At 71.4% G+C, this 10,053-nt stretch carries 10 protein-coding genes and 1 rRNA gene; 2 read left to right on the top strand and 9 right to left on the bottom strand.

What is annotated here, in order from left to right:
• A 5S ribosomal RNA gene (gene rrf / locus ACFZAU_RS23690) occupies positions 1 to 93 on the top strand; the annotation flags it as partial.
• Between the two features lie 146 nt (positions 94 to 239).
• Here rrf and ACFZAU_RS23685 read toward each other — a convergent pair.
• Genes ACFZAU_RS23685 through ACFZAU_RS23665 form a run of 5 tightly spaced genes read right to left on the bottom strand, consistent with a single transcriptional unit; the run spans position 240 to position 5,672 of the window.
• Positions 240 to 1,550 carry a DUF58 domain-containing protein gene (locus ACFZAU_RS23685; protein WP_500553818.1) on the bottom strand — a complete coding sequence of 437 codons (1,311 nt, stop codon included), beginning with the start codon at positions 1,548 to 1,550 and terminating at the stop codon, positions 240 to 242.
• 18 nt (positions 1,551 to 1,568) lie between these two features.
• A complete protein-coding gene (locus ACFZAU_RS23680; RefSeq protein ID WP_500553817.1) occupies positions 1,569 to 2,537 on the bottom strand; it encodes an AAA family ATPase in 969 nt (322 codons plus the stop codon).
• Positions 2,534 to 3,760 carry a DUF4350 domain-containing protein gene (locus tag ACFZAU_RS23675; RefSeq protein ID WP_500553816.1) on the bottom strand — a complete coding sequence of 409 codons (1,227 nt, stop codon included), beginning with the start codon at positions 3,758 to 3,760 and terminating at the stop codon, positions 2,534 to 2,536. The genes ACFZAU_RS23680 and ACFZAU_RS23675 overlap by 4 nt, the downstream gene beginning before the upstream one ends.
• The gene (locus tag ACFZAU_RS23670; RefSeq protein WP_500553815.1) at positions 3,757 to 4,413 is read right to left on the bottom strand and encodes a DUF4129 domain-containing protein; all 657 of its coding nucleotides are present in this window, start codon (positions 4,411 to 4,413) and stop codon (positions 3,757 to 3,759) included. The genes ACFZAU_RS23675 and ACFZAU_RS23670 overlap by 4 nt, the downstream gene beginning before the upstream one ends.
• Before the next feature lie 5 nt (positions 4,414 to 4,418).
• Entirely contained in the window at positions 4,419 to 5,672 is a 1,254-nt protein-coding gene (locus ACFZAU_RS23665; RefSeq protein ID WP_500553814.1) for a DUF7847 domain-containing protein, read from the bottom strand.
• 143 nt (positions 5,673 to 5,815) lie between these two features.
• Between ACFZAU_RS23665 and mtnA the strand changes: the two genes are divergently transcribed.
• Positions 5,816 to 6,946, top strand: a complete 1,131-nt coding sequence (mtnA, locus tag ACFZAU_RS23660; RefSeq protein ID WP_500553813.1) for an S-methyl-5-thioribose-1-phosphate isomerase — start codon at positions 5,816 to 5,818, stop codon at positions 6,944 to 6,946.
• 79 nt (positions 6,947 to 7,025) lie between these two features.
• On the opposite strand, the gene ACFZAU_RS23655 is transcribed toward mtnA, so the two are convergent.
• The 4 genes from ACFZAU_RS23655 to ACFZAU_RS23640 are packed head-to-tail and all read right to left on the bottom strand — an operon-like array spanning position 7,026 to position 9,992.
• The gene (locus ACFZAU_RS23655) at positions 7,026 to 8,228 is read right to left on the bottom strand and encodes a tyrosine-type recombinase/integrase (RefSeq protein WP_500553812.1); all 1,203 of its coding nucleotides are present in this window, start codon (positions 8,226 to 8,228) and stop codon (positions 7,026 to 7,028) included.
• Positions 8,228 to 8,416 carry a helix-turn-helix domain-containing protein gene (locus ACFZAU_RS23650; protein ID WP_500553811.1) on the bottom strand — a complete coding sequence of 63 codons (189 nt, stop codon included), beginning with the start codon at positions 8,414 to 8,416 and terminating at the stop codon, positions 8,228 to 8,230. Before ACFZAU_RS23650 ends, ACFZAU_RS23655 begins: the two co-directional genes overlap by 1 nt.
• Entirely contained in the window at positions 8,413 to 9,804 is a 1,392-nt protein-coding gene (repSA, locus tag ACFZAU_RS23645) for a replication initiator protein RepSA (protein WP_500553810.1), read from the bottom strand. The genes ACFZAU_RS23650 and repSA overlap by 4 nt, the downstream gene beginning before the upstream one ends.
• Entirely contained in the window at positions 9,801 to 9,992 is a 192-nt protein-coding gene (locus ACFZAU_RS23640; RefSeq protein ID WP_500553809.1) for a hypothetical protein, read from the bottom strand. The genes repSA and ACFZAU_RS23640 overlap by 4 nt, the downstream gene beginning before the upstream one ends.
• Positions 9,993 to 10,053: the final 61 nt, after the last annotated feature.

The raw sequence follows: 10,053 nt of genomic DNA, 5'->3' as shown, positions 1-10,053 counted from the left end.
ACGCCCGGTTACATTCCGAACCCGGAAGCTAAGCCTTTCAGCGCCGATGGTACTGCAGGGGGGACCCTGTGGGAGAGTAGGACGCCGCCGAACAATTTTTAGCCTCAGCCCCCGAGTTGATACTCGGGGGCTGAGGCATTTTTGCGTTCACCACCCAGTCGTCCCCGCTCGTGAGAGGGCCCCTGCGCGTAAGCAGGGGTAGGCGGAACTCCTCCCCGCCCCTCCACCCCCTCCGTCCGCTACAGCCGGCCGGCGGCCTTCAGGGCGAGGTAGGTATCTGCCAGCGCGGGGGCGATGTCGGTGGGCGGGGCGTCGACGACGGTGATGTTGTGCCGGGAGAGGCGCTGGGCGACGCGTCGGCGTTCGGCGCGTGCCTGCTCGGCCGCCGCGGCCGCGTACACGGCGTCGACGCTGCCACGGCCCTGTGCCATCTCTTCGATGCGGGGGTCCGCCACGGAGGCGATGAGGACGTTGTGGCGGTGGGTGAGCTGGGGCAGGACGGGCAGCAGGCCCTCTTCCATCGGTGCGGCGTCGAGTCCGGTCAGGAAGACGACGAGGGAGCGCTGCGTGGCCCGTTGGAGCACCGTGGAGACCATGCCGCGGGCGTCGGATTCGACGAGTTCGGCTTCGAGCGGCGCCATGGCGTTGACGAGCGCGGGGAGCATGTCGCGGGCGGCGCGGCCCTGGACCGAGGCCCGCACGCGGCGGTCGTAGGCCAGGAGGTCGACGCGGTCGCCCGCGCGTCCCGCGAGGACGGCCAGGAGCAGGGCGGCGTCCATGGCGGCGTCGAGGCGTGGGGCGTCCCCGACGCGGCCGGCGGCGGTGCGGCCGGTGTCGAGGACGATGAGGATGTGGCGGTCGCGTTCGGGGCGCCAGGTGCGGACGGCGACGGTGGCCCGGCGTGCGGTGGCCCGCCAGTCGATGGAGCGGGTGTCGTCTCCGGGGATGTACTCGCGCAGCGAGTCGAATTCGGTGCCCTGGCCCCGGACGAGCACCGATGTGCGTCCGTCGAGTTCGCGCAGGCGGGCGAGGCGCGACGGCAGGTGCTTGCGGCTGTTGAACGGCGGGAGCACCCGGACGCTCCAGGGGACGCGGTGGGAGCCCTGACGGGCGGCCAGTCCGAGGGGGCCGTAGGAGCGGACGGTGACGCGTTCGGCGTGCCGGTCGCCGCGGCGCGTGGGGTGCAGCACGGTGGTGACGCGTCGGCGTTCGGAGGGCGGGACGGTGAGCCGGTGGCGTGAGGCGGCGACCTCGGTACCCGGGTACCAGCTGCTGGGGGGCCAGGCGTCGCGGAGGTGGGCACGGAGCGGGCGCCGGCTGGGATTGGTCACGGTGAGGATGACTTCCGCCATGTCCCCGAGTCGAACTGATGTCTCACCGGATCGGGTGAAATGGAGCTTTCGTACTGGCGTGGCGAGCGCGAGGTCGCACAGAATTCCGAAGAGAAGGACGCCTTCGACGAGCAGGATGCCGTTCCAGCCGGGGAGCAGCAGGCCGACGGCGAGGGCGCCCAGGGCGGCCAGGAGGGCGGTGCGTCCGGTGAGTGCCATGGTCGGTCGTCGCCCGTCTCAGCGCGGTACGGGGACGCGGGCGAGGACCGAAGTGATGACCGAATCGGGTGTGGTTCCCTCCATCTCGGCTTCGGGCCGCAGCTGGATGCGGTGCCGGAGCGTGGGGAGGGCGAGGGCCTTGACGTCGTCGGGGATGACGTAGTCGCGGCCGGTCAGCCAGGCCCAGGCGCGGGCGGTGGCGAGCAGGGCGGTGGCTCCCCGGGGGGAGACGCCGAGGGTCAGAGAGGGGGATTCACGGGTGGCTCGACAGATATCGACGATGTAGGCCGTGATGTCGGCGGAGACCTGCGTCTTGGCGACGGCAGTTCGGGCTGTGTCGAGGTCGGCGGTGCCGGCGACCGGTCGCAGACCGGCGGATTCCAGGTCCCGGGGGTTGAAGCCGTCGGCGTGACGGGTGAGGACGTCGATCTCGGTCTCACGGGAGGGCAGCGGCAGGATCAGCTTCAGCAGGAAGCGGTCCAGCTGGGCTTCCGGGAGCGGATACGTGCCCTCGTATTCGACGGGGTTCTGGGTCGCCGCGACGAGGAACGGCTCGGGCAGCGGGCGCGGGATGCCGTCGACGGAAACCTGGCGCTCCTCCATGGCCTCCAGGAGGGATGCCTGGGTCTTGGGCGGGGTGCGGTTGATCTCGTCGGCGAGCAGCAGGTTGGTGAAGACGGGTCCCGCTTGGAAGGAGAACTCGGCGGTGCGGGCGTCGTAGACGAGGGAGCCGGTGATGTCGCCGGGCATCAGGTCGGGGGTGAACTGGACCCGCTTGGTCTCCAACTGGAGGGAAGCGGCCAGGGCGCGCACGAGGAGGGTCTTGGCGACTCCGGGGACGCCTTCGAGGAGGACGTGGCCCCGGCAGAGCAGGGCCACGACCAGGCCGGTGACGGCGGGGTCCTGGCCGACGACGGCCTTGGCGATTTCGGTGCGCAGGGCCTCCAGGGAGGCACGGGCGCTGTCGGCGGTCGGGGCGGCGCTCACGGGGTGGCTTTCCTCTCGTTGAGAAGGACGCGGCGTTCCAGTGCGTCGAGGTCGTCGGCGAGACGCAGCAGGGCCGCGTCGTCAGGGGGAGGCGGACCGTGCAGCAGGCCGTGCGGGTCGACGGCGGGGTCGTCGAGCCGGCCGGCCACCGCGGTGGCCAGGACGCCCGGGTCGTGGGCCTGGGACGGGGGGACGCCGACCAGCGGGGCCAGTCGGTCGCGTGCGGCGGTGCGCAGCACCTCGGCGGCGCGGCCGCGGGCCCGGCCGTGTCGGTAGAGACGGGCGCGTCCCTCGGTCGCCTCCGAGGCGCGCACCGTAGCGGGCAGCCTCTCGGCGACGACGGGGCCGAGGCGCCGGGCCCGCCAGAGAGCGGCGAGGGCGGCGGCGATGAACAACTGGAGGACGGCCCAGCTCCAGCCGTCGGGGATGAGGTCGAGGAAGCTTTCCTGACCGCCACCGAAGGCGGAGGAGTTGGTCAGTGAGGGGAGGTACCAGACGAGCTTTGGGTGGGCGCCGAGGATCTGCATGGCGAGCGAGGCGTTGCCCTGCTCGGCGAGGTTCTCGTTCTGCAGCAGAGTGTGGGTGCCCAGGACGACGGTGTCGCCACCGTCGGGGGCGGGGAGGCGCAGGAGGGTGAAGTCGCCCGCGGCGTCGGGGTAGCAACGGTCGGCGTTCCGCGAGGACGTCGTATAACTGCCGCCTCCCGTCTCGGCGGCGCCGGCGGTGCGGGCGGCGGACAGACCGCAGCCCGGTTCGAGGACGCGGACGGGGACGGGTCCTGTGTAGCGGACGCCAGGGGCGAGCCGCCCGATGGAGGGCTCGCCGGGGGCGAGGAGGACGACGCGGCCGCCGGAGCGCTCCATCGCGTCGTGCACCGCGCTCTGCTGACGCTTCGTCAACAAGTCGGGCACGGTCACGAGGAGGGTGGTGTCGGGACCGGCGGCGGCCACGGCCGCGTCGGTGGTGGTGACGACCGTGGTGGTCACACCGTGGTCCTGGAGGAGTTGAGCGACGGCCCGGCTGCCGGACGGGTCGGGAGAGCGGGGGTCGAGTGCGTCATGGTTCTCACCGGAACGCGCGGCGGCGTACAGGGCGCCGAAGACGATCAGGGCGAGGAGCGCCGCGAGGAGGCCGCGCGAGCGGGTCCACAGCTGGCCGGCGGTGGGGGAGGCCGAGGTCGTGGGCGGGGCGGGCACCTGCGCCGGAGTGAGGGTGTCGGTCATGGGCGGGAACCTCCGGTGGCGGTTCCGCTCTCGGTCAACCGGGGCTTGGTGCGCTGCACTTCGGTGTCGAGTTCACGCAGGGCGGCGTAGGCGTCCGGGGTGCCCGGGCGGTCGCCGTAGGTGACGTCGTCGAAGACGCGAGCGGCGTCCGCGAGGCGGCCGGCGAGACCAGGGAGGGGGCGGCCCGCTTCGGCGGCGGCCTCGTCCGCGGTCCGGCCGGGGCGCGGGTCGAGCAGGGCCCGTTCCTCCAGGGAGCGCACGATCGCGCGCATCCTTTCCTGGACGGCCGGGCCCCACCGACCGTGGTGGGCGTGTTCCTCGGCGGCGGCCCGGTGCTCGCCGGCGGTCCGCGGGACGTCGGCGAACAGCCCGCCGCCCGTCATGGGTTGGGCGCGGAGCTTGCCGAGCCGCAGCCGCAGGGCGACGACCAGCAGCACGACCACGACGATGATCGTCACCAGACCGGCGGTGCCTCCGGGGGTGGCCCCGGAGGCGGCGTCCATCAGGTGGTCGATCTTCTCCCAGAGCCAGTTCAGGGCACGTTCGAAGAGGCTCGGGTCGTCGTGGTGGTAGATCCCCTTGGACAGTTCGTCCTCGGCGGCCTCGCGGGCGGGGCCGCGGGGAATGGTGACCGGTACGTCGTCCCCCGACACCGGCGTCAGCCCCCGGTGGGCGTGCTGTTGCCGGGTGCGGTGCCCCCGCCGGGGGCGTCGGTGGAGCCGGGGACGCCCGCGGCCCGGGCGAGTTCGATGTCGAGGGCCTCACGGCGGATCCGCTGATCCATGTAGAGGAGGGCGGTAACCCCGGCCTGGATGGGGAAGGTGATGGTGGATCCGATGACGGCGCCGATGCCGATGACGATCAGATACGTCCAGCCCAGACCGGCCTGGTCGCCCGAGGCGAAGGCCGACAGGCCGTCGCCGCCGGCGAGCATCCCCACCACCATGAAGGGAACCTGGATGATCGACGAGACGATGTAGACGAGGATCATGGTGAGCAACTGGATGCCCAGAATGCGCCACCACGAGCCCCGGACCAGCTTGACCGACCGGGCCATGGACTTCAGGACGCCCTGCTTCTCCAGCATGAGGGCAGGCGAGGAGAGACTGAAGCGGATCATCAGCCAGACGACCACGCCGAGGGCGACCACGCCGCCGAGGAACGCCAGGCCGACACCCGCGGCTGTGGCGCCGCCGACCGCGACGAGGACGCCGGGGACGATGCCGATGGCGAAGATCCCGCCGCCGATCAGGCTGAGCAGCAGCGTCAGTCCCAACAGGCGCGGCAACTGGCCGCGGGCGTCCGACCATGCCTCGCCCAGCGTCACGCGGTGGCCGAGCACGGCCCGGCTGATGACCATGGTGAGCATCGCCGTGGCGATCACCGACCCGAGCAGGCTGATGACGATGGCGAGCCCCGCGGCGGCCAGGGTGCCGCCGACGGCGTTCATGATCTCGCCGAAGGAGAGGTCGGAACGTTCGTCCAGGGAGTTCAGCGTCGCGTTGTCGTTGAGCATGAAGCCCTGGAGCAGCAGCATCGCGCCCTCGGTCAGCAACGAGACCGCGAGGGCGATGGTGAGCACGGTGCGCCAGTGGGCGCGCATCGTCGAGACCGCACCGTCGAGGATCTCGCCGATGCCCAGCGGCCGCAGCGGGATGACACCGGGCTTGGGCGACGGCGGGGCTCCCCAGTGCGGCTGCTGCCAGCCGGAGGGGGCCGGGCTGCCCCAGACCGGGCCGCTGGGCGGGGGCGGGGCACCCCAGCCGCCGGTGGCCTGCCACTGGCCGGCGGGCGGCTGCTGCTGGGACCAGTTCTGCGGCGCAGCATCCTGCGGCGTGCCGGGGCCGTCGGTGCGGCCCGGATCGCCGGAGGGTGAGGATCCGGGCGAGGCCCAGCCCGGAGAGTCGTTCATCGTCGCTCCTTCGTTACTGCGCTACCTACCCGTCCAACGGCGGGACGGTGGCCATCGTGCCATGGGTGCAGCGGGCGTGTACCTGCGGATGCGGAGTGCCGCAACCGTTCAAAACGTGCTGCCGTTCACGGCAGACTGAGCAGATGGGTGATCAGCACGTGGTAACTCTGGCCAATGATTCCAAGGGCAATCCCGACGAGCCCCTGCCGGCGCTGCGGTGGGAGGAGCCGCCGGAGGGGCCCGTCCTCGTCCTCCTCGACCAGACCCGGCTGCCGGCCGAGGAAGTGGAACTGGTCTGCACCGACGTCCCCGCCCTGGTCGAGGCCATCCGCGGCCTCGCCGTGCGCGGCGCCCCGGTGCTCGGCATAGCGGGCGCCTACGGCGTCGCCCTGGCCGCCGTACGCGGCTACGACGTGGACGACGCCGCCGAATCCCTCGCCCACGCCCGGCCCACCGCCGTGAACCTCGCCTACGGCGTCCGGCGGGCCCTCACCGCCTACCGGGCCGCCCTCGCCGGCGGAGGCGACCCCGAGCGCGCCGCCGCGGCGGCCCTGGCCGAGGCCCGCAGCCTCCACGCCGAGGACGAGGAGGCCAGCGCCGCCATGGCCCGCCACGGCCTCCAGCTGCTCGCCGAGCTCCTCCCCGGCGGCGGCTACCAGATCCTCACCCACTGCAACACCGGCGCCCTCGTCTCCGGCGGCGAAGGCACCGCGTTCGCCGTCGTCCTCGCCGCCCACCGCCAGGGCCAGCTGCGCCGCCTGTGGGTCGACGAGACCCGCCCCCTGCTCCAGGGCGCCCGCCTCACCGCCTACGAGGCCGCCCGCACCGGCATGGCGTACACCCTGCTCACCGACAGCGCCGCCGGCTCACTCTTCGCCGCCGGCAACGTCCACGCCGTCCTCATCGGCGCCGACCGCATCGCCGCGGACGGCTCCGTCGCCAACAAGGTCGGCAGCTACCCGCTCGCCGTGCTCGCCCGCTACCACAACGTGCCCTTCATCGTCGTCGCCCCCACCACCACCGTCGACCAGGGCACCGCCGACGGCTCGTCCATCGAGATCGAACAGCGCCCGGGGCACGAAGTGACCGAATCGGCCGGGAACCCTGTGGCGCCGCTCGGCACCCAGGCGTACAACCCTGCGTTCGACATCACACCCGCGGCACTGATCACGGCAATAGTCACCGAAAACGGCGTGGTTTCGCCGGTCACCCCCGATGCCCTGGCAGCTTTGTGCCCGTCTCGTGCTCAAGGTCACGATCAGGCACTGGGATGATCCCGGACTGACGCAGGAAAACGGCCCCCTGACCTGCGACGATTTGCGGGCCAGGAGGCCGTGACATCTACAGCTGACATCAGTCGGGCTGACCGGCGTCCTCATGGGTGACACTGCGCAACGACTCCAGCCGCGCCGGCTGGCGCAGGAGCCGATCCAGCTGCCCGATCGCCTCGATCACGTCGGGGTCCAGCGCCTCCGCGTAGATGTCCAACGTGGTCGAGATCCGACTGTGCCGGAGCACCGCCTTGGTCACCCGGGGATGGACCTTGAGGTGCACCAGCAGAGTGCCGCACGACTTCCGCAGACCCTTGGGATTCATCTTGCCGAGGCCTGCCGTCGCACGGACACGCTGGAGGGTCTGATACAGGTTGTCTGCCGACCACGGCCGCCCGGTATTCGTTACGAAAACGTGTCCGTCCGGGTCATCAAACCACGGCCTTCCAGCCGCCAGGGCACGCTCCCGAAGCCACGCCGTGCGCATCCGTTGCCAGCGCAGCGGCGCGATGCACTGGGGCGGCAGCGGCAGCGGAGCTTTGGAAGACTCGGTCTTGGGATCCACGTCGATCGTGCCGGCGCCCGTGCGCTGGAGCTGCTGCTCGACCCACAGCACGCGGCGGTCTAGGTCGACGTTCTCCCACCGCAAGCCGCATACCTCAGCACGGCGAAGACCAAGCAACGGGATCAGCAGGAGCCCGGGGTAGTAGACCGTCCTGCGCCGGGCCTCAGCGAGGAAGCGCAGCACCTGCACCGCGTCCCAGCTCTCCCCGCTGTCCGTGGGAGCCCGTACGTGGACGAGCTTGGCCACGTTCCGGGTCAGGCCGAAGTCCTCCTCCATGGCGGCGGTCAGCGACGCCGAGAGGACCCGCAGGGCGTGTTTCGCGGTCTTGCTGCTCTTGTCACCAGCCAGCCTGGTCATAGCCGCCCGCAGCTCTTTGACGCCAAGCTTGAACATCACGACGTGACCGAGCCGGGGCCGCAGGTACAGGCGAACCGTCTGTTCGTAGGTCTCGTAGCTACCCACCGACAGGTACGGCTTGACGACGCACTCCAACCAGTAGTCGAACCAATCGCCCAAGGTCATGTCCCGAGTCGGCGTCGGAATGCCGTGCTGCGCCCGCTCGATCAGCTTCCTGCGTTTGGCATCGCATTCGTCGTAGCTGCGGCCGTACACGAACTTTCGCTTGGTGGTGCCATCCGGCTGGGGGACGTAGACGGCTGCGTGATAGCGACCGTCTGAGCGCTTGACGATCGTTCCCGCGCCGTTGGGACGTCGTGCCATCAGCGGGACTCCTCGATCAGATCGGCGATCAGTCGGGCCACCGCGTCAGCGGGGATGCGTCGGGACCGACCGATGGTGATCGAGACGAGGCGGCGAGTCCTGATCAGCTCGTACACGGCCGATCGCCCCAGCTTTAGCCGCGCCATGACGTCTGGCACAGTCAGCAGCTCCTCAGCGGCGGTGGTCATTCGATGACTCCTTCCTGTGCTCGGAGGTCTTGCAGGGCTTCGCGTGCGGTTTCGCGGTTGAGCTGGATGTCCCGGGCGATGGACGCTGCGAGGGCGGATTCACCCGGGGTGTGGCCGTGGCCGGCGTAGTGCCAGTCGGCCAGGACCAGGACGGTGTCCGGCTCGATGTCCTCCAGGCCGAGGTCCGCGTGTTCTTGGGCGGCGCGGTAGTCGGCGCGTTCCTGGCGCAGCGCCCCGAGGGTGGTGGAGTAGCGGCGGGATTTGGTGGAGAAGTGGCCGCGGAAGCCGAGCATGTGTGCCCAGGCCCACAGCCGCCGGTCCGGGTAGAGGTCGTCGAGGTCCCGGCACGCTTGGATAAGTCGGCGGGCGTGGTCGGGCACCTGGTGGCGGTCGAGTTCGGCGAGCTCCCCGATGCGGCGGTCGAGGGTGCCGGTGTTCTCTGCTGCTTTGGTGGCGTACTTGGCGACGTAGGAGGCGACGGCCTGTTCGGTGATGTCGGAGCCGTCCCCGAACGCCTTGACCGGGCGGACGTCGAGCTGGGTCCCCCAGCGGAACGTGCGGGCGGGTTGGTCACCGGAGGCGGGGACGGTGATCGAGGTGTAGGAGTGCTGGGCGGCAGCCCGGACGGCGTCCTCCAATAACCCGGTCGTGGCCCAGGACGGGGGTGCGGTGTCGGGGCCTTCGGGGCCGTCGAGGCGGATGACGGCGTGGAAGTGGACGGCGCCGCGCTTTTGGAACTCGGCGACCTTGCCGAAGGAGACCCGCAGGACCTCTGCCATGGCCCACTGGGACAGGCCGGCGCGGGCGGCGATCTCGCGGCGGAGCCGGTTGGTGAAGCGCTGCCACAACTGCCCGGCGTGGTTGTTGAACAGCACCGCCCGCGCATAGTCGTACGTGGCCGGGTCGAGCGCGGTCCCCAGCGCAGGGTCGTCCGCGGCGTGTCGGGTGCCGCAGCGGCAGCGCCCGGTGTCGGGCCGGTTGTGCACCCGTCCGAACGAAGGGGCGGTGAGGGTGGCGAAGACCCGGGGGTGATCCCGCACCGTGTTGGGGATCTCCCGCCTTTCGTCACCAGCAAGCCCCGCGCGGATGAGGTGGTAGGTGTCGCCCGCGTAGGTCCAGGCGCACGAGGGGCAGCGCGAGGCGCGGCGGTTGCCGCAGGCGATACGGAGCCGTCCGCCGGGCTCGTTCTCAGTGCTGTAGTGGTGCAGGGTCTCGCCGGTCGTGCGGTCTTTGGTGAGGGTCCAGCCGGTCAGGTGGATCGGGTCGGAGCAGCCGCCAGTGCGGCGGATCTGGTCTTCCCAGCGGTGGAAGCCCGGGGACCCAGCCACCCGCAGCAGATCGCCGAGGGTGGTCGGGTCCAGGCCCGCGAGGGTCGCGGTGTCGGTCACGGGCGGCCCCCAGTGAGCGAGGCGGCGGCGCGGACCGGGCGGGTGCCGGTGCCGTGGCAAGCGGGGCAGTGGACGGTGAGGGTGCGTAGGTGGCCGTGTCGGTCGCGGCCGCCGAGGGTGATGGCGGCGGAGGCGAAGCCGTCGCAGGCCGGGCAGATCCACGTCCGGCGGGGTGTCGGGTGGGTCATGATGGGGGTTCCTTCCGGATCTCTGGTTCGGGCAGGGGCACGGCTCCCGGGGCGGGCGATA

Origin of the sequence: Streptomyces sp. NPDC008238 (genome assembly GCF_042956445.1) — a bacterium.
Classification (GTDB): Bacteria; Actinomycetota; Actinomycetes; order Streptomycetales; family Streptomycetaceae; genus Actinacidiphila.
This window is presented reverse-complemented; position numbering and strand designations above follow the sequence as displayed.

Bases quoted from the DNA above. Each gene is read 5' to 3' on its own strand.
- ACFZAU_RS23685 (WP_500553818.1), bottom strand. From the start codon at position 1,550: ATGGCACTCACCGGACGCACCGCCCTCCTGGCCGCCCTGGGCGCCCTC.
- ACFZAU_RS23675 (WP_500553816.1), bottom strand. From the start codon at position 3,760: ATGACCGACACCCTCACTCCGGCGCAGGTGCCCGCCCCGCCCACGACC.
- ACFZAU_RS23665 (WP_500553814.1), bottom strand. From the start codon at position 5,672: ATGAACGACTCTCCGGGCTGGGCCTCGCCCGGATCCTCACCCTCCGGC.
- mtnA (WP_500553813.1), top strand. From the start codon at position 5,816: ATGGGTGATCAGCACGTGGTAACTCTGGCCAATGATTCCAAGGGCAAT.
- ACFZAU_RS23655 (WP_500553812.1), bottom strand. From the start codon at position 8,228: ATGGCACGACGTCCCAACGGCGCGGGAACGATCGTCAAGCGCTCAGAC.
- ACFZAU_RS23650 (WP_500553811.1), bottom strand. From the start codon at position 8,416: ATGACCACCGCCGCTGAGGAGCTGCTGACTGTGCCAGACGTCATGGCG.
- ACFZAU_RS23640 (WP_500553809.1), bottom strand. From the start codon at position 9,992: ATGACCCACCCGACACCCCGCCGGACGTGGATCTGCCCGGCCTGCGAC.